Raw genomic sequence first — 23783 nt, 5'->3', positions numbered from 1 at the left:
TTTATAGTTCCCAATTTTTGACTCAGATATTCTGCTACTAAACGGCGATGACAGTTATGGGGAGTAGGTTCACTACACAGCAAACAGCTACCATCTAATAAATCTGGTGATACTGTCTTTTCGATTTCACGCTCTGTAATTAATTGTAAGAACTGTTTTTCGTAGGTTTCCCAATCGCCATTATTTTTTTTATAGGTATTTAGGATATCCTTGGTCGGAGCCAATTCTAGACGATGTATATAGTCAATATTCCCAATTTGCTGCAAAAAGTATTCAAAATCCGTCTTTTTTGTGAAACCAGCTAATTGAGATTTATTATTCAGTCTCGTATCGATAACTCGTCTTACTCCAGCATTAATCAGAAGCTCAAAGAACTGTTGAGCACTCTTTTTAGTAAACCCAATTGTAAATAAATTAATAGTTTTATTCATAGTCAGGGTCTTGATAAGGCAAGCTATCAGCTATCAGCTCTCAGCTCTCAGCTATCAGCTCTCAGCTATCAGCTATAGCGCTATGCCCACCCTACGAAAGGTTTATTTCAAGCATTAGGCTGACCACTGACTGCTGACTGCTGACTGCTTACTTGATAAGCAATAGTATCCCCTTGCCTATGATAAACTTCCTTAAGTCTATCCTCCCGAGAGCAATTCTCCCACTTATCCATAGATGTCGGGTCATCAAATAGGGAAAGTTGCTTCGGTTGATTGATTTGGGAATCATTTAACCCATGAGAGCTGAGCAGCCTTTCTTCTAAATCCTGATGGGACTCTAAGCTGCCATCATTGAGAATATGATTAATCTCTAACCCGGATTTCACTAAATGTTGGCAGACTAAAATTGTCCGATGGCAAGTGATCGGGTCTTTTTCAGCACACATCAAGGCAATTTGGTAAGTTTCAGCCCCTTGAATTACCCGTTTAAGACCCGCTGAAAACAGGTCAGTGGCCGCAATTTTTTCATATAACGCTTTACCACCAACATAACAACTGAGATCAGCCGGTCTTGCCCCCAACTCCTTACCAAGAAACACATAGCGAATTCCTGCCGACAATAGTTCAGCCTTGAGGGGGGCTTGACTAAAATGAGGTAAGTAACGGCTGTAAGGATGCGATCGCACATCAGCCACCGCCGTAATTTCGTGCTGCTTCAGTAAAGCAATAAAATCTTCAATACTGAGATTAGAATGACCAATAGTGAATAATTTACCAGTATTACTACCAGTATTACTAATTTTACTAATCATCCCCAAAAAGCTCCATTATTGCCATTATTTGTGTCCTTTTATGTCATCAAATAAATATCACTTGATCCGTTTTACTAAGGTAAACTATGCTCAAATTATAGCAATTATAATCATAAGTGAGGTACACAGTATTTTTCCCGATTCCCGATTCCCGATTCCCGATTCCCGATTCCCTGCTCCCTAAAACCCATAACTTTGTACCTGACCGAATTTAAAACCGCTGTAAGCATTAGGCTGACAGCTGACCACTGACAGCTGAATGCTTACTCCAATTCAAGTTAATTAGGTTTAGGATTAGGCGATTCCACTGGTATAAATGGAGTAACCTCAACTCTCACTTTAAAGGGTTTACCTAGCTTAATATTAACCGAATCCTCAAACCTCTGTACCTGTTCCGATGTAATCGGTTTTGTTGAACGGATATCCATTTCGATAGAAGGAGGATTAGTTTTCCGATTGATCTTCCAAGTAGAAACTTCTGTTATACCTGGTTTGTTAAACACTCGACTCTTATTAATCAATTCCTGAACTGGCTCCTCAACTCTTCCTTGCTCAAGCACGTCCCAAAAGGTAAGTCCTAGGGGCACGACTAATACAGCAATCAGCACTAACGAGAATCCCCAGTTTAAAGACCGGCTGAGTTCAGTACTCTGAGCATACCCGCTAAAGACATAGACGATCATGCAAGCTAGGTTAATCCCAATCAGGTTAGTAATATAGAGGAGAAATGCGCCCTGACTATAGGCCCATTCTCCCTGGGATAGGGTTAACCCAACGACACAAAGGGGAGGCATGAGGGCTACTGCAATTGCTGTCCCTGGTACCGCATCTTCTAAAGACGGACGAATTTTAGAGAAACCACTAATTCCCCCGGCCACGATCGCAACTAGTAAATCAATCAGATTAGGTTGAGTTCTTGCTAAAACTTGGGCTCCAAATTCAGGGAATCCGATAACTGTACCAACTAACCAAGAACAACTTATCCCCAGTAGGGTGCCTACAGCAATAGAAACAAAACTACGCCGTAACAGTTGCCAATCTCCTTCCAAGGTAGCAAAGGACAATCCTCTTAAAGGCAACATCAGAGGAGCAATAATCATCGCTCCAATAATCACCGCAGCACTGTCGAGCACTAGTCCAAATGTAGCAATTAAGCAAGAGCTAATGATTAAGACTAAGAAATTGAGGGTAAGTTCTGATTCCTCAAACAGAGAATTCCTTACCATCATAATTGGAATTGCCTTTAAGCCAAAGTTCCTGACAAGATTCCAGGTTTTGGAGACTCTAGTTTTAGTCTTTTGATTCTTTTGATTCTTTTGGTTTTCCTTTTCCATAGATAATAGACGATGCTCCCGACTATTGAGCTAAATTATCTTTTACCAACAGGTATTGACAATTGACACTAAGTAAGGTAAAATTAACGACTTCACAATCTGACTGGTAGATCGGATAATCATTAGATAACCTTACTCCTCCTACCAGTCATTACTATTAAATGAGACGATTGTCAATGAATTCTATTTTTTCACTAATTCAACAGTTATTGATCAATTGGCTACTAATCTTAATAACTGGATCGGTAACCCTTAGTGCTCTAAGCTATGTGGGTGAGTTAATCAGCGCAATTTACCGGTTGATGTCCGGATCTGAGGCTCTCAACTGTTGGCACGAGTGCAGGCACAAGCAGAAGCGATCGCAAGCACTGGCTTCGGCTTAGTAGTTGGTACCTTTAACTGGTTTGTAGACTTAATCTTAATTTTACTGATCTGATTTTATCTCTCTTCTGTGACTCTAGGCAGAAGAGAGATAATAAGTTCACAAATATAGCAGTCGAAGTAAAGATTAACACATATTTCTGTTCCCTATTCCCTATTCCCTGTTCCCTTTAAACCGAAATACTATGTCGTAAACTATACTTCTCTTGCTATAACGTCACAATCCCAGAGCCGAGCGAGTGGCAGGTCCGACAATCCCATCTACTGTTAAATCCTTGAGCTTCTGGAATTCCTTAACAGCTTCCTCAGTAGCCGGACCAAAAACGCCATCTACTTCGACAGTAATAGTTGCTTTAACTAAAGCTTCCTGAAGTTCGCGAACATCATCACCTTCGAGATAAGGTTTAGTCAGGCTGAGTCTTCTCTCTGGAAGAGATTCGTTAGTTTTTCCAAAGCCAACTATGGGGGCTTGATTCAGTCGCGCTTCAGTATTTGGTCCGAAAATCCCATCTTCAGCAATGGGTTTGTCCGGATTATATTGGTTCCAGAGTCGCTGAAACGCTTTTATAGCAAGACGACCTAGGTCTCGTCTTGCTCTGCGCGTATAGTTAAAGTGAGGCTCGTCTCCAGGTCCAAACCACTTCCACCCTTCCCGCTCTAGATAGGGTCTCCAGCCTTGGTGGTCATTGATATCTATTGCTAAACCACGTTGGTGATCACTTTTACCAGGAGGGGCCACCAAACGAATACCACACCGTCTAACTTTACCATGATTGAATAGCATTAGTTGCTGAGCAATAGTTCGGTAACCAGAATTTACCGAAAGGGTGCGACCACGAGCCTTAATTGCCCGTGCCAGGGACTGCTGAGCTGCTGCCTGAAGGAAAGGGTGAACTGCTGGACCATTAGCCACATCTAGGTCGGCAAAACTCACCAAGCTATTGGGTGCAATGCTTTCATTTCATCAATCAGCTGCTGGTCTAGTCCCCGGAGAACAGAAGTAGAGCAGCCAGGAGCCTGTCGAACAGTAGTTAATCGATTTTTTGCGATCGCTTGTGTCTGGATCAGGGTTTCAAGTTGATTATCTATCAGGTTAATTTGGTGACAATCTTCACAAAAATCGGTTTGTTCTGATTCGAGATTGCTTTCGAGAGTGCTATAGTCTTTCATAACTATAAATTTAGGATATATACCTAACTCAATGGTTTACTTTAGTTGCTTTCCCTGAAATCTTGCACCACTGTCACTAGCCGTAGCTTCGGCAATATAGCGCTACGCGCAAGCTCCGCGAACAGCCGTCAGTGATCAGCCGTCAGCTTATTTTATTCAAAAGCAGCTCAAGTATTTTGCGCTATGGGCATAAACTTTTCCCGTAGTCTGGCCACATGCCTTGGCCAAAGGCCACGCTACGCGAATGGCTGATAGCTGATAGCTGATAGCTAATAGCTGAAGGGTATATTAAGTTATCCCTAGCTTAATCTTAGAGTGGAATAATTGCCCACCCTAACTATTTAGGTGCAATAATATTTCAGTGCTATTTTGATTATGAGCAATACAATAATCCTTTGACAGTACCCTTTGGGGTACTTTTATCGAACGAATTTGTGATTAGATTTGATATAATTAAAGGTTAGGCCAGATGTGTTGAACAGGCAAAAGGGAATAGGACAGAAGTAGTTTTCGAGATGTAACGGTTTGTGTCTAGGTTAAGTATAATCCCGAATCGTGATTATTTACTAATGACTCATTAATACAGCGTTGCTTAATAATGGAATGATTTTAAGAGTGAGGTCGAATGGGCATCTTGCGTGAAACTGGCATCTTGCCAGTTTCATGCTTATTTTCGAGCGGGCAGGATGCCCACTCTACTCCTATTCAAAAAAAGATTCAGCAACGTCACTCATACTAAACAAATGGTTACTTTTTTATTCAAAAGCTGTATGAAAGCGATCGCACCATTACAAACTGCCGCGATCGCTTTCTTATTTGTCATATATTCATATTAGACTATGGATGACGTTTGTTCTTAATATATTTCCCTTAAAAATCTGTTTTATAAACTACTGGTAGGTCGATTTTTATAAATGGATAATCACCAAAGTAGGGTAAAGATTCCAAAAGAGTAAGATCAAGGACTGCGATTGTCTTCAGTATCAGCGAGCTGATCACGTTCCTCTGTAACTGCCCCAGACTCAGAGGTCGGTGGCTGAATTTTTTCTTCCAGTGGACTAGAAGTTAACTGGGGCAAAAGCATCAACATGACAATACCAATAGTCAGAATAAATTCCACAAGTTTCGTTCCTAATTGCACAGCGAAAATTAGGCGTTGAGAGTTATCTGCTATCGATATACTCGAACTCAGGAATTGCTGCAGTAAATTTTGAGGCGGTCTGGCAGGGTCAGAGTGCATGAGAGCAAGAGCAAGAGTAACTATTTGATCAACCTTTTCCTTGGGAAACAAAACCTCAACAGTTATCTCAGTTAATTCAAACCACAAAATCCTTTTGTGCTCTACGCAATAAATGATCAAATCTCCCGTAGACAGCTGGAAATGATAGCAGTTAGGTCTATGGAAATTGGGTACTGGCCTCTCTCCTACTATGTTTTCGCCCTTGCGCAACCTATCTAAAAAGTTTCGATAGGCGGTGTAGGACTGAGGAGGTAAATGACTTCTGACGCAGCGGACTTGTTCTGTTTCTATGACGGCAATCTTCATTCTGAGCTCCTTCAGAAGGAGTCCCCAATGGTCGGCTGTCTTGAGGAGAAGACTGATTCCTTAACAACTCTTCAGAGTCCAACGCCTTATCCTCAGCTTCCTGCAACAATTGTGATGCGGTTGAATCCAAAAGCCGAAGATAGTACTGCAACTGGGCGTATTCAGGCATTGAAATGACAGCCGCATACTGTTCACCATCTTTGGTGATAATATGGGGCTGACCCTGGCTAGCTGACTCAAGGCAGCTGTCCAGCGTCTGAAGTAATTGAGAAGTATTAACTTCTACTTCTAGACGAGAGCCTCTCATGAGGTACTCCATTTCAAGTGCCGAATACACCAAGCGCTAGCCACCAAACGGATTTCTTTCTGCCGCTACTCCCTTAAAGGTATTAAATTTTCGATTTTTGTGGTGTCTGGTAACGCGCTGAGGCAAGTAATTCTGGCGGGTTTTCAAGGTGCGGGAGAAAGAAACCACATACAATATAGCAAATTTTCGAGGGGTGGTGAAAGAGTTGGCACGAAGACGAGGCGAAGGCAACTAAGACACTTTTAATTTTATCTACCCACCGCACCAACCGCACCACAACAACCGCACCAACTTTTCCAATAAGTTGGCAATTTAGTGGAGAGAGGTGGTTTGCCTCGGGTGGTTTGCCTGTCAGCAGTCGGCCACGATTAACAATTCGTGGACGCCGCCATTCCGGAATTTGACGACACTTTGTAAATTTACCAGACAGGATTCCGCTTCGCGATTCGGTGCGGAATTAAATTTACCAGACAGCAGGATTCCGCTTCGCGATTGGGGAAATTATGAAATAAATAAAGATTTTTTGATTCCGCTTCGCGATTCCTGGACTTTTGGATTCGGGGGACTTTTCGATTCCTGGACGTATATTTTTTCGTGACGTATATTTTTCGATTTAATTTTTCGTGACGTATATTTTTCGATTAATTTTCTAATTGATTAATTTTCTATTATATATTTTAGATTTATATATTTTGCGACACCCACAAATTTAATTAAGGAAGAGGGTTGGGGTGTGGGTGGGAGAAGAACCACATACAACAGAATAGCATAAATTTAAACAAGTGCAAATTTAAGTAGAAGGCTTGAAAGAGTTGGCACGAACGAACTTTTCCGCAACTTCTTGCACTTCCGGGTTTTCCGATACCTGGCACAGGCTCTCCAGAAAACTAATCTGCCCAGGTGACGACTTCTTCTTACTGTGCTTACCCTTGATTTTCATTCCAGCTAATAATTTGTTTAAGAAGGATCATGCGATCGCGAAGCGTGACCGACGGTCAATCGCTTTTAGCGGAAGCGAAGCTTCATCGCGTAGCGTGGCCCAAAGGCCAATCGCATAACTCCAGCTACGCAACATTTACAAAAGCGATCGCTTTTAGCGGAAGCGAAGCTTCATCGCGTAGCGTGACCTACGGTCAATCCCATAACTCCAGCAACTATCATCCCTGCTTCACTTAAGGTGCGGTCGGAGCTAATCCTGAATCACTTAACAAAAATTTAAATGTCATGGTTTTCCCATGACCATAAGCTATTCCCATAGGGTGCGCGTAGCGCATTAGCTGATAGCTTACCCCTTGAATTATTCTTAATATTTCTAGACAAATGATTTTAGCTGTAATCAAGTCCCGTCGGACATTGATAACCTTAACAGTTACAGTTGCCATTGTATTGATTTCACTCAAGGCAGCAAGTGCAATACCATTGTTTGGTGCCGGTGCTTCATTTCCCCAACCCCTTTACCAGCGTTACTTTTCCCAATACCAACAAGAAACCAGCGTTAATGTAAATTACAGTACCATTGGCAGTGGTACTGGTATTGAGGAATTCATTAACGAGTCTGTTGATTTCGCTGGCACTGATATGCCCCCAACCGATGAGGAAAAAAGTCAGATGAAACGGGGCTTGCAAATGGTGCCAACAGCGGGGGGAGCTGTGTCAGTCATTTACAATCTCCAAGGTGTAGTGACTTCTGTCAGACTATCTCGCGATACTTTAGGGAAAATCTTTACTGGTCAAATTGGTAATTGGAAGCAAGTTAACACTTACCTGCCCAGAAGAGACATCAAAGTTGTTGTGCGCTCAGATAGTAGCGGTACCAGTTTCATATTCACCAAGTACTTGAGTGCGATTACCCATGGTCTGATCAAACCTAGCCCAACACCAGATTGGGGCTTCAAGGTCTTCTCAAGCCGTCCTCAAAATGGTGGAGTAGCTGGGGAAGTGCGGCGGATTGACGGTGCCATTGGCTATGTAGAGGCTAATTATGCTGTAGAAAACAACTTCCCTAGCGCTAGGATTGAAAATCAAGAGGGTCGCTATATCAAGCCTAGCCTTGACCAAGCCAGTAAAGGGCTGGTCAATGTGGAGTTTAACCAGGACTTCACCCTCAAACTTAACGATCCAGCCGATGGTTATCCAATTGTGGGTCTAACTTGGCTGCTACTGTACCAGAAGTACCCCAATCAGGCCAAAGCCCAGGGGATAAAAGATATGGTTAATTGGATTCTCACTAAAGGTCAGGACCTCAACGGGGAACTAGGGTACACCAGGATTCCAGAGGATATTGCTCGCCAAGCCATTCAAGCAGTGAATCAAAACATCACCGTTGGTTCATAGTAGTGGAGTAGGGTGGGTTATTGTAACGGGCAAGATGCCCGTTCCACCAAGATGCCCGTTCCACCAAGATGCCCGTTCCACCAAGATGCCCGTTCCACCAAGATGCCCGTTCCACCAAGATGCCCGTTCCACCAAGATGCCCGTTCCACCAAGATGCCCGTTCCAGCCACCGGGTCAAACAGCTTTAATGAGATGCACCCGGTTTACACCAAGCACAGTAAAGTTAGTCCCTGGTTCAATAGGTAAATAGTATCAACCTGCCACCCTTAGAGGGCATTTCAATTTGAAGGTTGTTGCCTTGCACATCCTTACCATTGAATTCGTATATAACGTCTGTGGCCCGGACGCTCCTCCTAATCACAGTAGGCTGGAAGTCAGGTAGCCAGACTCTTAGACCTTTGAGTACTGGTGGGGGTACCTGACTCTGGTCAATTTCTTCTTCAACCTGCTGAATTTCCCCAATGGCATTGACATCCACTTCAAAGCGGTTACCCTGGGAGTTCTGACCACTCAGTCCATAGATTAGCTTGCCATCAGCCCCAATCTCGATTGCTGCATCCGTGGGTGAGACACCAGCAGCAACAGTGGCCGCAGTGATAGCAGGAGCTGGCACTTCAGAGATAGAAATCTCCTGATATATCCCCCCAAAGCTTTGGGCAAATGCCTTGCCAGCTGGGAGACTAAGTGCAAGGAATGAAACCAGTGTCAAGCTAAATTTTCGCAGTAAACTCATCTCCATGTCACACCAAAAAAAAGTTTGCTTTCTTGTAAAATAGCATTAAACTTGGCTTGGAGTTTTCTGGTACAGTCTCTGATGAAAGAAATTTGATTACCCACTTGATTGCCCACTTGATTGCCCACTGATAACGCCAGTAAAATTGGCGAAACTTTAGACTTTAAATGGTCGTCATATAAATTATATGATGATTAACGCGATCGCGTAATCTCTAGGATTAAGAATACTGACAATTGTAAGACTAGAATAAATGTAAGCTATCAGCTATCAGCTATCAGCTTAAGCGCTACGCGCACGCTACGCGAACAGCTATCAGCTATTGGCCGTAGATCAGGCTAGGCCAACATTTTATGCGCTACAGATGGTGCTAATCGAGGTGCTTTTTAATAAAATAAGTTCACGGCTGACGGCTGACGGCACCTCAAGTAGCGTGGCCAAAGGCCAACGGCTGACGGCTGAATACTTACGAATAAATTAAGGATACATTAATGATTGGCTATCAATTTTTTTGGCAAAAGGTTTTAACAGCAACAGCAGTAACCCTAACCGTTGGCTTTGGTTCTATCAGTGGTGCGATCGCTCAATCCTTCACTGGCGCGGGAGCTACATTTCCTGAACCCCTTTATCGCCGTTACTTTAGAGAATACCAAGAAGAAAAACAAAAAGAACAAACAGATGTAAAGTTCAAATACAGTGCCATTGGCAGTGGTGGTGGGATTAGACGATTTCTGAATCAGTCCGTTGACTTCGGAGCGAGCAATGTGATTCCAACTCCTGTAGAGAGAAACTCCATGAAACGGGGTTTGTTGATGGTACCAACGGCTGGGGGGTCTTTGGCTGTCGTTTATAATCTTCAAGGAATAACCACCGATGTTAAGCTATCCCGAGACACTCTCGGTAAAATTTTTTCAGGTCAGATTTCTAATTGGAAGCAGGTTAACTCCCGCCTGCCAAACCGGAAAATCCAAGTAGTTGTCCACTCAGGCAGTAGCGGCACTAGCTTTATTTTTACTAAATATTTGAACGAAATTACTAATGGCAGAATCCGAGCAAGTAAAAGACCTAATTGGGGCTTTAAGGTCTTCTCTAGTGTTCCGGGAAATGCAGCAGTAGCTAGCGAAGTTAGGCGAATTGACGGTGCCATTGGCTATGTACCGGCGAGTTATGCTAAACAGCTTAACCTACCGATGGCCAGGCTGGAAAACCGAGCTGGTCGCTACGTCAAGCCTACCGTTGATCAAGCCAATAAAGCCCTAGGCAATGTGCAGTTCAATGAGGACTTCACCATCGAAAATATAGATGACCCAGAACAGGGTTATCCAATTGTAGGTATAACTTGGCTGTTTCTCTACGAAAAGTATCCTAAACCAGAACTAGCCCAAGGGGTTAAAGACCTGATAAATTGGATTCTGACTGAGGGTCAAGACTTGAACGAAGATCTACAGTACACTCGGATACCCGAAGATGTTGCTAATCGAGCCATCGAAGCTGTGAATAACAACATCAGGGTTGTTCCATAGAAGGACAAAAGTCAAAAGTACTTTGGTATCGGTGTATCGCTGTTATCGGTGTGGTATAGCCTTCGAGCTTTTATAGCACTACGCATTAAGGTGTTTGACATAGATAAAAGCTGAAAAGCTCTTGTAGTTAACTTTTGCCTTTTGCCTCTTGCCAATGCCATTGCGCGTAGCGCTATACCTTTTATTTTTGTTGTGTGAGGAGAGTTGTGAAAAAATTTTGCGGTGGATTACCACTGACACCGATAGTACTTGGTGTCCATTTGGTAACCATTACCCCCGCTATGGCTGATAGCGAACCAGAAACCTTGACTGCCATAGACCCTAAACCATCACCAGATAGGTCAGATCTTAATCCCAGACCGAAATATATAGCGCGAGAGTACTTAAAAACTCCCCCAAAAACTCCTCAGTTAACCGACCAATTCCACGATGAACTGGAGTTTAAGACTACTACGTCTATTCCTAATTATGGGATATCGACAGCTAGCTTGACTAGTCTGGAGTCACCGCCAGACCTAGAGATGGCAGACACTGTGAGTAATCCGTCTATGGGTCAGGTAGCACCGATTTCTAAACTATTAGACATGCCATCTACCCAGACTAACTCCAATAGTCTAGATAATAGTCCAGATAATAGTTTAGATATATCCCAAAACTTAGGTGTGACAGACCCGTTGAGTAATGGACCAATGGAGCGGGTAACACCAGTTTATGAACTGTCTGATGTCCAACCTACGGATTGGGCTTACGAAGCACTACAGTCTTTGTTGAAGCGCTATAGATGCCTGACTGGTTACGAGGATGACACCTATCGCGGTAACCGTGCCCTGACTCGCTACGAGTTTGCTTTTGGCTTGAATTTTTGCCTAAATCGGGTGAATGCCATGATTATTGGTAAAACAGCCAACTTGGTAACCGAAGCTGATTTAGCAGCAATGCAAAGGCTACAAGAAGAGTTCAGTGGTGAATTAGCTACTGTACAGGCTCGGGTCGATAACTTGGAAGGGCGAGTGACTTTCCTAGAAGACCATCAGTTCTCGACTACTACTATATTGCGTGGGAGTGTAGATATTGCTCTAGCTACTGGCTTTGGCGGGAAAAAAGCAGTTCCTTCTGGTCAAAGCCCAACAGAAGATTTTGATGATACTAATACTCTGTTGGGAGGCCGGGCAATTCTCAACTTCGACACCAGTTTCACCGGTCGAGACCTTTTGCGCACTAGACTTCGGGCAGGGAATACCAGTAATTTTAGCACTGGTTTCACCGGTACAGCCATGACCAAGTTTGGTTTTGCCACTAATACCGGCAATGATGTTAAATTAAACCAGCTGTTCTATCGGTTTCCCCTAGGTAATAAAGGTCTGGTATCTATAGCAGCAGCAGGTCAGGGAGCAACTGCTTTGATTCCCGCCCTCAATCCAGCATTTTCCATTTCCAGTTTTGGATTCAATAATTACATCTACGACTTGGGTTTTGGTGCTGGTGCTGGAATCTACTATCAATTCAATGACCTGATTGCTACTGGAGCAGCCTATTACACTGGTTCTGCCTCTAATTCAGACTTTGGACTGTTCAATGGTGCCTTTGGTGCTTTGGCTCAGGTGACCCTTACTCCCTCTGATCGTTTTGGTATGGCCTTGACCTATGTCCGGTACTACTCTCCTCAAACAGCCAATACTGCATCGTTTCTCGGTAGCCAATTCGCTCAATCTCCCTTTGGCTCAAATACAGCAACCTCATCAAATAGCTTAGGTGTATCGACTAGCTATCGATTTAGCGATCGCTTTACCCTAGGCGGTTGGCTTGGTTATAGCAATGCGATCGCAGAATCCTCAAGCATTAACAATAACAATGGTTTCGATGTGTCAAGCGGATCAGAAGCAGATATTTGGAGCTGGGCAGTTACCGCCGCTTTCCCAGACATCGGAAAACTAGGCAGCCAGTTGAATCTCATTGTTGGCATGCCTCCAAGACTAGCTAGTAATGATGTTGCTGGTCGTCGCGATCGCGATGTATCATACCATCTTGAACTGTCTTATCGCTACCCACTGACTGATAGAATCTTTATCACTCCTGGTGTTTTGGTGATTATCGATCCAGAACACAATGATGAAAATGACACCATTGGGGTTGGACTGCTCCGAACCCAGTTTAATTTCTAGAGCATTGGTTGATTATTATTCGATGACAAAGCTTGAGGGTTAATGGTTTATGCTCAAAACCCTAGCACTGACAATGATTAGAGCATCATAGTAAATGGGATTTACCTACGGTCACGCTACGCGATGCTCGGTACGAGCCGCTACGCGAACCCATGAGCCAGCCATCAAACTATCTTGGACTATCATGGTGTTGGAGCAAGCCATAGAAGTTGACAAAATGACCAAAAATATTGGGTTTCAAGCCCCGCCCTTTTAGGGCGGCTTTAAAAAGATTTTATGTTTGAATTAAGGATGGGCGTTAATTCAAGAATGTGATATCCTTGAATTAAGGAGGCAAGTAAAGTGTTCAATCTAACCTACGAGTTCAAATTAAAACCTACCGCTAAGCAAGTATCTTTGTTTGAAAACTGGCTTGAACAGTGTCGCAAAGTCTATAACTATGCACTAGCAGAAAGGAAGGATTGGTATAAATCTCGTAGTTGTCAGGTTAATGCTTGCTCTGTTCGTAGTGAATACATCATTCCAGCAGAGCAAACCCGTCCTACTTATGCCAGTCAATGCCGTGGGTTAACCGCTGCCAGAAAAGCTATTGAAGAGCTTAGAGCTGTTCAAGTTCATGTCTTACAACAAACGCTCAAAAGGCTAGAAAAAGCTTTTGTTAGTATGTGGGAACAAGGTCATGGCTTTCCTCGCTTTAAGAAGCAGGGACAAATGCGATCTTTTGTTTTTCCACAACTAGGAGTCAAACCAGTTGAATCTGGAAAAATTAAATTGCCCAAAATTGGCTGGGTAAAGATGCGGCAATCACGGGAAATACCTTCTGATGCTGTAGTTAAACAAGCCAGAGTGGTCAGACGTGCTACTGGCTGGTATGTGATGTTGACTTTGCAATGGGATGTTGATGTTCCTCAGATTATGCCTCATGGGGAACCCTTGGGCATTGATGTGGGAATTTCACATTTTGCTGCTGTTAGTAACGGGAGGTTATTTCCTAATCCACGTCCTTTCAAGGGTCTCGAACGCAAGCTTAAATTGCTGCAAAAGAGGGTAAGCAGAAAGCGTAAAGGAAGTAGCAACCGTTGTAAGGCACAAGCAAAAGTCAGCAAGCTACACGAACGAATCGTTAACATTAGAAAAAATTATTACTGGAAATTAGCTCATAATCTTTGCGATTGGGCTGGGATGATCTTTGTTGAAGATCTAAATCTCAAAGGATTGGCTAAGGGAATGCTAGGAAAGCACTGTCTAGATGCGGGATGGGGACAGTTTTTTAAGATATTAGAGCAGTGTTGCGCCCATCGTGGTGTCTATTTTCAAAAAGTAGATTCTAAAAAGACTAGCCAAATTTGTCCCAATTGTTTAACTGAAACTGGCAAAAAGACCTTAGCTGAGCGCATACATCATTGCGAACATTGTGGCTACACAACCGACAGAGATGTGGCAGCTGCTCAAATAATCGCTATACGCGGACTTGCAGCCGTGGGGCACACGGTCAAGATGCTTTCTGAGGGCAAGTTCATTGGAATCCCTGGGAAGAAAGAATCCTCGTCCTTGTAGGACGGGGAGTGTCAACAGCATAACCAAGACCGAAGCAGTATCGCCAACTGCAACCGATAGTATGGATTGGGAGCCCCCCATGCCACCAACGGATTTAATCTTTGATGATGGAGAACCTTTGGAGAGTGACCGCCACCGCATAGCCATGAACGCCCTCATCCGTTCACTGCGCGTTGCTTTAGCTGACCGAGACGATTACTTTGTTGGGGGCAATATGTTTGTTTACTTCAGTAGTGAACAAGCACGAAACCAGGACTTTCGCGGGCCAGATTTCTTTGTAGTCTTGAATGTAGACGGTAGCCGAGAACGTCTTGGCTGGGTAGTATGGGAAGAACAGGGTCGCTACCCAGATGTGATCATCGAGCTGATGTCCCCCTCCACAAAGCAAGTTGATACAGGTAAAAAGAAGAGCATCTACTGCCAGACCTTCCGCACTCCAAATTATTTTGTCTACCAACCCTTTGACCCAGATTCATTGCAAGGATGGTATTTAGATATAGACAATGGCTACCAGGAGCTAACCCCAAATGAACAAGGGTGGCTATGGTGTCAGCCCTTAGGCTTGTGGTTGGGACAATGGTCTGGAACCATTGAGGAAACCTCAGCAGTATGGCTGCGCTTTTATGACCGGGATGGGAATCTAGTTCCCTTACCAGAAGAAGCAGCTGAGCAACGAGCTGAAGTAGCTGAACAACGAGCTGAAAAATTAGCAGAACGACTGCGACAGGCAGGGATTGACCCAGATTAAATTTAAGGTGAATGGCCATAAAAAGTGCTGAGTGCATCAGTGCAAAGCAGACTGAGTAACTGTTATAAACTAGGGGTTTTTCCGAATCACCTTTTATAATTTTATCTTTTTACCCTTTTCCAAAATAACTAATGACTACTATTAATTCAAACCCCAAAATTCGTATTGAACATCTGATTAAAATTTATGGAGAGAAACCCCAAGCTGCCCTCAAACTGTTTCGCCAAGGTGGGAGTAGGGATTCTATCTTAGAAAAAACCGGTCAAGTCTTAGGCATTGCCGATGTCTCTCTGACCGTTAATAAAGGAGAATTGTTCGTGGTAATGGGGTTATCCGGTTCCGGGAAATCCACCCTAGCTCGCTGTATTAACCGCTTAATTAATCCCACCAGCGGCAATATCTATATCGATGATGAAGACATTGCCCATGTTGATGAGAAGCGGATGCGAGAGATTCGCCAGAGCAAGGTATCAATGGTGTTTCAGCGATTTGGATTATTTCCCCACAAAACAGTTGCAGAAAATGTCGGGTATGGTCTCAAGGTTCGGGGGATAGATCAAGCCAAACGCCGCAAAAAAGCTCTGGAAACCTTAGAAGTGGTAGGTTTATCCCAATGGGCCGATTATTTACCTTCTTCTCTGAGTGGTGGGATGCGTCAACGGGTGGGTTTAGCCCGCGCCTTAGCCACAGATGCCGAGATTTTACTTATGGATGAGGCATTCAGCGCCCTCGACCCCCTGATTCGGCGGGACATGCAGGATGAATTACTGCGACTTCAGACAGAACTGCACAAAACCATTGTATTTATCAGCCATGATATTCAAGAAGCCCTCAAGATGGGCGATCACATAGCGGTGATGAAAGACGGTTATATTGTCCAAATTGGCACACCAGAAGAACTGATTAACCAACCAGCTGACGACTACATCCGTGCATTCATCCAAGATGTTAACCGCGCCCAAGTCCTAAAAACTGGGTCAATTGCTCGTCAAACCCCTGCCTTAGTTCTTAAAGAAAACTCTGCTAGAGCTGGACTGGAACAAATGATAGACCATCACCTCCAACAAATCTATGTTGTCGATGAACACAGCAAACCTGTTGGAATTGTCAAGAAACAATGGCTCGAAGCAGTCCTCCAAAAAGGAAGCGAAGACATTACTGAAGTGATGGAAACGGACTTCCCCACAGTCAACCCTTCAACCCACCTAGAAGATATATTTCACCTCTACCGAGACGGACTTCCTGTTGCTGTAGTCGATACTGACGGTACATTCAAAGGAATGGTCGAACAGTCTGATCTTATCGCTAGTATTGGCAAACCTCAAAAGCTTGTCCAAGACAACAGCTGATAGCACCTCAAGTAGCGTGGCCTTTGGCCTTTAGCTGATAGCTGATAGCTGAATGCTTAAAAACGAAATATCTAGATAAATTGACAATCTATACTAGAAGAGTGTTGCTTTGAATAGTATTGTGTTCAATTATTTAATTCTATCCCTTAATAATATCGCAACAAGCCAAGTCGGTCTAGATATTATCTTGAATCCCTTTGAGCTTTATACCTTACCCCTTGACGAGTGGATTACCGCAGTAGTTAATTTCCTAGTTGACAACTTCCGTCCCTTTTTTCAAGCAATTAGCTTGCCCATTACCTGGACTCTGGAAGGGATACAATCGCTGTTCCTATCCATTCCTCCCCTAATTTTTCTGATTATTCTGGCTTTGATAGTATGGCAAATTGCTGGGGGAAAAATTGCTATTTATAGCCTTTTTGCCTTGACCTTGATTGGTTTTTTTGGAGCTTGGGAACAAGCAATGACTACCCTGGCGCTAGTGGTAACAGCCGTAGTCTTTTGCGTGCTCATTGGCATTTCCCTTGGCATTGCCTGTGCTAGTAGCGATCGCGTCGAGAAATTCCTGCGACCCCTGCTTGATGCCATGCAAACCCTCCCGTCATTCGTCTATCTTGTCCCAGTGGTAATGCTGTTTGGCATTGGTGCAGTCCCTGGAGTAATCGCTACTTTAGTCTTTGCTGTTCCCCCCTTGATTCGCCTGACCAACCTAGGCATCCGACAAGTATCTACAGAAGTTGTCGAAGCTGCGATCGCATTTGGCTCAACCCCAAGACAAATGCTTTGGGAAGTGCAAATTCCCCTAGCAATGCCAACTATCCTAGCTGGAGTCAACCAAGCGATCCTATTAGCACTATCGATGTCGGTAGTGACTTCTATGATTGGTGTCGGGGGATTGGGACAGATGGTCTTACAAGGTCTCGGTCGGGTGAATGTCGGACTGGCTGCTGTGGGAGGATTAAGCATCGTTCTGATTGCGGTGATGCTCGACCGGATCACTCAAGTGGTGAGTCAAGGCAACAACCAAATCCCTTGGCTAGAGCGAGGACCCATTGGTTTTGTGCGTTTGAGGTTAACCAGTAAACCACGGACTGGGACTACTACTGTTGCTGCAATGGTTTTAGTGGCATTGCTTGTGGGTTTCATCAGCTCGCAACAAATTCCCCAAGCTACAACCGAATTAACCTCATCAGAAATAGCCCTACCTGGGAAAGGGGTGAAAGTACGCTCTACCTATGGTTATCTAGCCGATTCACAATTCATGACACACATCGTTAACACGGCTCTGGAAAAGCTCGGTTACGAGATTGAAAAACCCAAACAACTCCAGCCAACTACCAGCCACATCGCTTTGGGTAATAACGACCTCGATTTTACCGCTAACCACTGGGAAAAGTTGCACACAGAATTCTTTGAAAAAAATGGTGGCGACAAGAAATTAGAGCGAGTTGGGGTTATTGTTTCTGATCTGTTGCAAGGGTATCAGATTGATAAAAAAACTGCTGAAAAATACAAGATCACCAATTTAGAGCAACTCAAAGACCCTAAAATTGCCAAACTCTTTGACTCCGATGGAGATGGTAAGGCAAATTTAGCCGGTTGTATTCCCGGTTGGGGATGTGAGTTAGTTATTGAGCATCACTTAGATGCTTATGGGCTCAGGGATACTGTCGAACACGACCAAGGAGAATATAGCGTCCTAATTGCGAATAGCATTGCTCGCTACAAACAAGGAAAACCAGTCCTATACTACACTTGGACTCCTCTGTGGCTGGCTACGGTATTAAAACCAGGTGAGGATGTGGTTTGGCTAGAAGTTGCCCAAACCAATCTACCAGAAGCCCAGAAAGGGTTGACAGAAAAACATACTTCAATCGATGGTAAAAATCTCGGATTCGCGGTGGATCAGATCCGCTTTGTGGCAAACAAAAAATTCCTAGCAACTAACCCAGCAGCCAGAGACTTGTTTGAGCGATTTAAGATGCCGATTGAGGAGCTTAATGCTGAAAGCTTACGGGCCAAAAAGGGGGAAGATAGCCCAGCAGATATCCGTCGCCATAGCCAAGAATGGATTAAAAAGAATCAAAAGTTGTTTGATAGCTGGCTTGAAGAAGCTAGAAAAGTTGGAGAAACTTCTGGAATTTGAGGTTTCCTATAATTTACGAGAACATTAATATTGTCAAGGTTGAGTAATTGGTATTTGGTAAAGGGGAATTGGTATTTGTGATTAATCCCGACCTTTTACCCTTTACCCTTTACCCTTTACCTGCAAGTATCTTGGGTCAACTACCAGACACTCACCTATCGGTTACATCCCCTTGAACGATCCGTTGCCCCATCTTCCAACTATCACAACTAATAACAGATTGCTATATTCCCAAATTATCCGGATTAACCTGATCTACCCAGTAAAAAGAAAGTGGTAGATGCACCCTGGTAAAGTCCTAGAGATAAACTCTGGGGCTTTTTTTATTTAGATACCGTATCCCACTGCTGATTATCGACTGGAACAACATCTGGCAAAGACCGACCGATCCAATACAGCCACCCTAAACCAGCAACTCCCAATGCGATCGCAACTAAACTGACCACTTGAGCAATGCGTAATGGACCGAGCATCAGACTATCCATCCGCAATGCCTCAATCCAGAAGCGACCAGTACTATAGGCGACCATATAAACTAGAGCCATCGTCCCTACCTTCAGATGGGGTTTGCGGCGTAAATCCCGAAAGAACAGAGTCATCAGTAACCCAAAGACCAATAAGTTCCACACAGACTCATACAGAAAAGTCGGATGGAAATAGTCAAAATTATTAAAGCTTAGGGGACGCTGTCCTAGTGGAATATACAATTTCCAAGGCAAATCCGTGGGAGCCCCAAAGGCTTCGGAATTAAAGAAATTACCCCAACGTCCGATGGCTTGACCTAATATCAGGGAAGGAACTACTAGATCAACTAACAGCCAGACAGACAGTTTATTGAGGCGGGCAAAAATTATTGCAGCTAAGATACCACCCAAGATAGCGCCATGAATGGCAATCCCACCATTCCAAATCGCAATAATTTGGTCTGGACGCTGGGCGTATTGTTTCCACTGAAACAAGACATAGTAAAGTCTGGCTCCAGGAATCGCAGAAATCACCAGCCAGATAGCCAAGTCGCCCAACAAATCTGGGTTAACGTTACGACTCTTGGCTAGGTATTGGGAAAGGCTAACTCCAATTAACACTGCTGAGGCAATCAATAGTCCGTACCAGCGGATTGTTAGGGGTCCGAGTTCAACGATGATTGGCCCAGGAGAAGTAAATTGGAACCCTAGGGTTAGAGCAGAGATTGCTTGCAGCATTGATTTATCCATAGGCAGCAAACCACAAGTTTCATTGTAGTCCCCTAGAGCATCGGTTAAGGTAAGCATTCAGCTATCAGCGTGTCGCGTATCAGCTAATGGGCTACGGGAACGCTACTGTTCGCGCAGGGTTCCCGTAGCGCCTTCAGGGGTGATGAGATGATGAGATGATGGGGTGATCAGGTTATAGAAATATCCTGATCAAGTGCTTGGTCTAGGTCTTGGTAATTTTGTCAACTTCTATTACTTGACCAACTCTCTACCATTCCCTAATCTGGAATGCGATGGTGCCAACCAAAGGCTTGGATCAGCTTCTCCCATAACTGCTATGAGAGATTATAAATGGACTATATAGCTGTCAAAGTTTTGCGCTGTAAAGAAATTCCTGTAACAGCCTTGATTATGGCAAGTCACTTGTCCATATAAAAACCTTGACCTTCGGTCACGCTTTGCGAACAACCAAATCACCTTGGCCTTTCGGCCAGGCTACGGGAACAACCTACCCAACCAGGGACACCAAAGGCGAACAACCAAATCACCTTCAACCCAAGATGAATTCCGAACAACTAGAATTAACTATAGGCTGGCTTTACCCTACCCTAATGAGTACCTACGGTGATCGTGGTAATGTCATCTGCTTACAACAACGAACCCAGTGGCGAGGCATTAGAGTCAATCTAATCCCCCTGGATCAGCAAACCCCTGCTGAGCAATTCTATAAAGTGGATATCTTCATGGGTGGTGGTGCTCAAGATAGACAGCAAGAAATTGTTATGCGAGACTTACAAGGTAGCAAAGCCAATGCCCTACAAGAAAAAATTGAAGCAGGTGTACCGGGAGTATTTACCTGTGGCTCACCTCAATTGCTAGGTAACTACTATGAACCCGCTCTAGGTAAGCGGATTCAGGGATTAGGGTTGCTGGATTTGGTCAGCAAGCATCCTGGCGTAGATGCTCGCCGTTGCATTGGTAATGTGGTATTTGAGATTACTGCATCACCCCTAGCCCAAGACTTAAAGGCTATGCTGGGGAAAAATCCAGTAGTGATTGGCTTTGAAAATCACGGTGGTCGTACCTATTTAGGTAATGTCGAACCCCTAGCTCAAGTGGTCAAAGGATATGGTAACAATGGGGAAGATGGCACAGAAGGAGCATTTTATCGAAATGCGATCGCAACCTACTCCCACGGTCCGCTGTTACCGAAAAACCCCTTTCTTGCTGATTGGCTGATCCAAACTGCCCTCAAGCAAAAGTATGATATACCAGTGTCCTTAGAACCACTGGATGATACCTTAGCAACCAAGGCAAGGGTGGCGATGTTTAAACGTCTTGCCCTGACTAACCTGAGTTGACTAGGACTAGTAGCAAGAAGTCGTGACTCTTACGGCTAATCGGTAATCGGTAATAGTAGAAATGTTTACCAATTACTAATCATCCACAGTCCCGACTTGAGTGGATAGCCCCTCAATGCCTCGTAAACGAATAAACTATTAACTATACCCCCTCCCAAGCACTTGAGCGAGGGATGAGGTTCTTTGACGGCGGTTAAAACCGCTGGTTTCGTAGTTCCTCCGCGCTTTAAAAAGCGGTGCGACCCCGGCGAGGTTCCCTCGCCATGGGAACGCGCACCAAGACAGACGCGGTTTCCCTACCCCGTAAAGTCAGATGACTGGAAAAGTAATCGATAGCAGTGCCACTGGAATTCTCATTCTAATCATCCCCTTCGCATTGGTGATGGTTCTGTTGCTAAAGGCATGGCCGATCGTACTGGCAATGCTAATCTTGATTATCATCATCAGGCTTTGGCAGCAATATCAATGGCAGAAGTGGACTCGGAAAGTTAATCCCTTCTTCAATCAACTGATTAAAGATAACCAAGGCTGTCTGACACCCATGGATTTGTCGATCAAGGCGGATATTTCTGGAACTGCAGCCAAACAGTATTTAGACAAAAAGGCAGAGGAGTTTGGAGCTCAGAGTAAAACCTATGATGACATTGGCACTGTTTATTACTTTCTGACTGCTAGCGCTCTCGGTAGTATCTTTGATCAGAGTGAACCCTCCTTCGACCCTGAAAGTGAATCCTCCTTCGAGCCTGAGAGTGAATCCAACACCAGTCAAGCAACCCCGTCTTTGGAACTACAGCTCCAACAAGATGAGTTCTCTAGCAATGACATCCCAAAACTGCAAGAAAATCCACGATCACAAGAATCTGTTGCCTCTAAACTAGCTGCCTTGACTGCTGACGCTTCAGGTGATCAAAAAAACCGGGTCAAAAAGAAGCAGGATAAGAAAGTTTATCAACCTCTGATCCAAGCCGAATTAGCCAAGCGACTGAATGTTCATGCCAGCACAGTTGGTAAACGTAAATCTGATGCCGACTTTTCACAATGGAGTCAAAGTAAAGATCCAGACGGAATTGCCTGGGAATATTCATCACAGAGAAAGGAGTTTTTGCCAATTGTGAACAATTAGGAAAATCTCGATAATTAGTTTGTTATTTGTCATATGTACCGAATAACTAATGACTAATCAGCCAGCTGGCCACAATGATAAGTATTCAACGGTAAATTATATCATACTAGCAATGATATAATACTACCTAAGGTTATAAAAAGCTAGGAACTAGGAAATGGAATGAGCAAGTTCTGGCTGGGTTGGGTAATTAAACCTGTCCAGAGCATCCCATTTATTCAACAGTTGGGATTTTAGTTGTTCAAATTTGAGCTTTAGTATGCGTCTGCTGACTATGGGTTGAGCTATAGGTTGTGAGGTTTGACCAGTATTAGCCGACTCTTGTAACATTTGGCATTGTTGGGGTTTAAGCGTTACGGTCATTACCTGGTTACAGCGTTGTGGTTCTTCAGTGGAAAACAAAAGTAGTCGATAGAAGCCTTTATCTGCTAAGCAACGAGTAATGGTCTGAACTTTCGAGGTTTTCAAGTCTAGATAACAAGGGAGTAACCGAGAGTCCTGTGCTTTAGACTGAAGTACAGTAACCCATAGTAGCATCGGATGAGGCGAATTGATGAAGACAAATTGACTGTGGGGCTTGCTGAATAGATAATACTGAATTTCTTCTGGAGATAACATCAAGCATAAGGTGGCAAAATTTCCCAAGCTGCTTGGTAAAATTGCTGGAAATATAATTTTGCTAATTGGTTTATCCTGGGGCCAGGATTGCTGTAGACACACTTGTAACATTTTAACTCCTGATTATCTATTTATAGTCTAATAAACCTATGAATAGCATCATTGAAAACTTCCTAAGCTGAAGGCAGAATCAATGAAATATTCCCCGCTAACCGTTGATGCTGTTAATTGGTTAAACTTGACATGCCATAAGGTTTCAGGTAAACTATCTACGCTCCCTAAGAATGATAGTGATGAAATATTCAACGGGTAAGTAGATTGTTGAGCGACTACTTCCTTAACCCCATCCTTATAATTCTGGAAAAACTTATTATTTATCAGGGTTCCAGAGATAAAATTTTCAGTCATTGGGGGAATCCCATTGACAAACATCAGGCAGGTAGTGAGAGCAGCTGCTTCGATAAAGGTTCTCCAATAACGATGGTTCATAAGTATAGTTAAGTTGATTGAGATATAGAAATAAGGCTTACTAGGATCCCAATTCAGTAATCAATGGCGGTCGTTATCCTAGGGTTATTCATGGTTCACAGTCCTCTTCACCGAACGCCTAAAGTGTACGAAAAATTACTGAATTGATGCTATAGTTTAAGGATGAAGTTTGGATGTTTGCGATTGCGTTTTTGTTGTGTTTGAGTTGATGTATACCAATCACTCACCAGAAATGGAAGAGGGTGAAAAGGGAAAAGGCTTGCAGGCAAAATCGATATCTTCTTGCCTGACGTTTAACATCATCTTTTGTCCGAGAACAACCAACGGTCGGACTGGGAGAGTGGGATAGAATAAAATATATAGCAGTCGCCAGGGCAGTTAGGACATGACAAAAGTCTCACACCCTTTGTAAGCGATGCAGAGGTGCGACCCGTGGCGAATTTAATTCGCCAACGGAAAGCGCACC

Annotated in this window: 23 protein-coding genes; 10 read left to right on the top strand and 13 right to left on the bottom strand. The window is 43.8% G+C overall.

What is annotated here, in order from left to right; all coding sequences use genetic code 11:
- From F6K38_RS17910 to F6K38_RS17870, 8 genes are all read right to left on the bottom strand, one after another.
- On the bottom strand, nt 1-431 hold a 431-nt coding region (locus F6K38_RS17910), incomplete at its 3' end, for a DUF488 domain-containing protein (RefSeq protein WP_287357067.1).
- A 107-nt stretch (nt 432-538) separates the two neighbouring features.
- Nucleotides 539-1243, bottom strand: a complete 705-nt coding sequence (locus F6K38_RS17905; protein WP_008177866.1) for a DUF488 domain-containing protein — start codon at nt 1241-1243, stop codon at nt 539-541.
- A gap of 278 nt (nt 1244-1521) precedes the next feature.
- The gene (locus F6K38_RS17900) at nt 1522-2577 is read right to left on the bottom strand and encodes a DUF389 domain-containing protein (RefSeq protein ID WP_008177864.1); all 1056 of its coding nucleotides are present in this window, start codon (nt 2575-2577) and stop codon (nt 1522-1524) included.
- Between the two features lie 598 nt (nt 2578-3175).
- Nucleotides 3176-3892: a peptidoglycan-binding protein gene (locus tag F6K38_RS17890; RefSeq protein ID WP_008177862.1), complete on the bottom strand. Its 717-nt coding sequence runs from the start codon at nt 3890-3892 to the stop codon at nt 3176-3178.
- Nucleotides 3889-4128 carry a hypothetical protein gene (locus F6K38_RS17885; protein ID WP_008177861.1) on the bottom strand — a complete coding sequence of 80 codons (240 nt, stop codon included), beginning with the start codon at nt 4126-4128 and terminating at the stop codon, nt 3889-3891. The genes F6K38_RS17890 and F6K38_RS17885 overlap by 4 nt, the downstream gene beginning before the upstream one ends.
- Nucleotides 4129-5086: 958 nt before the next feature.
- The gene (locus F6K38_RS17880) at nt 5087-5674 is read right to left on the bottom strand and encodes a hypothetical protein (protein ID WP_165691858.1); all 588 of its coding nucleotides are present in this window, start codon (nt 5672-5674) and stop codon (nt 5087-5089) included.
- A complete protein-coding gene (locus F6K38_RS17875) occupies nt 5580-5981 on the bottom strand; it encodes a type II toxin-antitoxin system Phd/YefM family antitoxin (protein ID WP_044491844.1) in 402 nt (133 codons plus the stop codon). The genes F6K38_RS17880 and F6K38_RS17875 overlap by 95 nt, the downstream gene beginning before the upstream one ends.
- 36 nt (nt 5982-6017) lie before the next feature.
- A complete protein-coding gene (locus F6K38_RS17870) occupies nt 6018-6212 on the bottom strand; it encodes a hypothetical protein (protein WP_287357065.1) in 195 nt (64 codons plus the stop codon).
- 1089 nt (nt 6213-7301) lie between these two features.
- Here F6K38_RS17870 and pstS (F6K38_RS17865) point away from each other — a divergent pair.
- Nucleotides 7302-8315: a phosphate ABC transporter substrate-binding protein PstS gene (gene pstS / locus F6K38_RS17865; protein WP_008177852.1), complete on the top strand. Its 1014-nt coding sequence runs from the start codon at nt 7302-7304 to the stop codon at nt 8313-8315.
- Here the strand turns inward: pstS (F6K38_RS17865) and F6K38_RS17860 are convergent.
- Both F6K38_RS17860 and F6K38_RS17855 read right to left on the bottom strand, forming a co-directional pair.
- Nucleotides 8299-8493, bottom strand: a complete 195-nt coding sequence (locus F6K38_RS17860) for a hypothetical protein (protein WP_287263103.1) — start codon at nt 8491-8493, stop codon at nt 8299-8301. The genes pstS (F6K38_RS17865) and F6K38_RS17860 overlap by 17 nt on opposite strands.
- Nucleotides 8494-8550: 57 nt before the next feature.
- Nucleotides 8551-9024: a hypothetical protein gene (locus F6K38_RS17855; RefSeq protein ID WP_287357063.1), complete on the bottom strand. Its 474-nt coding sequence runs from the start codon at nt 9022-9024 to the stop codon at nt 8551-8553.
- 515 nt (nt 9025-9539) lie between these two features.
- Here F6K38_RS17855 and pstS (F6K38_RS17850) point away from each other — a divergent pair.
- The 7 genes from pstS (F6K38_RS17850) to proX all read left to right on the top strand — a co-directional run bounded on the left by pstS (F6K38_RS17850) (nt 9540) and on the right by proX (nt 18533).
- Nucleotides 9540-10571: a phosphate ABC transporter substrate-binding protein PstS gene (gene pstS, locus F6K38_RS17850; RefSeq protein WP_287251307.1), complete on the top strand. Its 1032-nt coding sequence runs from the start codon at nt 9540-9542 to the stop codon at nt 10569-10571.
- A gap of 206 nt (nt 10572-10777) precedes the next feature.
- Nucleotides 10778-12733, top strand: a complete 1956-nt coding sequence (locus F6K38_RS17845) for an iron uptake porin (protein WP_044491786.1) — start codon at nt 10778-10780, stop codon at nt 12731-12733.
- Between the two features lie 94 nt (nt 12734-12827).
- Entirely contained in the window at nt 12828-12989 is a 162-nt protein-coding gene (locus F6K38_RS17840) for a hypothetical protein (RefSeq protein ID WP_008177656.1), read from the top strand.
- A gap of 86 nt (nt 12990-13075) precedes the next feature.
- A complete protein-coding gene (locus F6K38_RS17835; protein ID WP_008177657.1) occupies nt 13076-14290 on the top strand; it encodes an RNA-guided endonuclease InsQ/TnpB family protein in 1215 nt (404 codons plus the stop codon).
- 61 nt (nt 14291-14351) lie between these two features.
- The gene (locus F6K38_RS17830) at nt 14352-15038 is read left to right on the top strand and encodes a Uma2 family endonuclease (protein WP_008177658.1); all 687 of its coding nucleotides are present in this window, start codon (nt 14352-14354) and stop codon (nt 15036-15038) included.
- A gap of 131 nt (nt 15039-15169) precedes the next feature.
- Nucleotides 15170-16387 (top strand): quaternary amine ABC transporter ATP-binding protein, encoded by a 1218-nt coding sequence (locus F6K38_RS17825; protein ID WP_008177659.1) that lies wholly within the window; start codon nt 15170-15172, stop codon nt 16385-16387.
- A 121-nt stretch (nt 16388-16508) separates the two neighbouring features.
- Nucleotides 16509-18533, top strand: coding sequence for a glycine betaine/L-proline ABC transporter substrate-binding protein ProX (gene proX, locus F6K38_RS17820; RefSeq protein ID WP_229419066.1), 2025 nt, complete (start codon nt 16509-16511; stop codon nt 18531-18533).
- Nucleotides 18534-18856: 323 nt separating this feature from the next.
- Here proX and lgt read toward each other — a convergent pair whose 3' ends face one another.
- The gene (gene lgt / locus F6K38_RS17815) at nt 18857-19735 is read right to left on the bottom strand and encodes a prolipoprotein diacylglyceryl transferase (protein ID WP_044491795.1); all 879 of its coding nucleotides are present in this window, start codon (nt 19733-19735) and stop codon (nt 18857-18859) included.
- A 551-nt stretch (nt 19736-20286) separates the two neighbouring features.
- Here lgt and F6K38_RS17810 point away from each other — a divergent pair.
- Together F6K38_RS17810 and F6K38_RS17805 are read left to right on the top strand one after the other, a co-directional pair.
- Nucleotides 20287-21087: a type 1 glutamine amidotransferase gene (locus F6K38_RS17810; RefSeq protein WP_044491798.1), complete on the top strand. Its 801-nt coding sequence runs from the start codon at nt 20287-20289 to the stop codon at nt 21085-21087.
- A 313-nt stretch (nt 21088-21400) separates the two neighbouring features.
- Nucleotides 21401-22210 (top strand): hypothetical protein, encoded by an 810-nt coding sequence (locus F6K38_RS17805; protein WP_008177664.1) that lies wholly within the window; start codon nt 21401-21403, stop codon nt 22208-22210.
- 150 nt (nt 22211-22360) lie between these two features.
- Here F6K38_RS17805 and F6K38_RS17800 read toward each other — a convergent pair whose 3' ends face one another.
- Nucleotides 22361-22939, bottom strand: a complete 579-nt coding sequence (locus F6K38_RS17800) for a hypothetical protein (RefSeq protein WP_008177665.1) — start codon at nt 22937-22939, stop codon at nt 22361-22363.
- A 48-nt stretch (nt 22940-22987) separates the two neighbouring features.
- Entirely contained in the window at nt 22988-23317 is a 330-nt protein-coding gene (locus F6K38_RS17795; protein WP_008177667.1) for a hypothetical protein, read from the bottom strand.
- Between the last annotated feature and the right edge of the window lie 466 nt (nt 23318-23783).

It is taken from the genome of Moorena sp. SIO3B2, assembly GCF_010692525.1.
Lineage (GTDB): Bacteria > Cyanobacteriota > Cyanobacteriia > Cyanobacteriales > Coleofasciculaceae > Moorena > Moorena producens.
The sequence above is the reverse complement of the archived record's forward strand: the minus strand, read 5'-3'. Positions and strand labels throughout refer to the sequence as shown.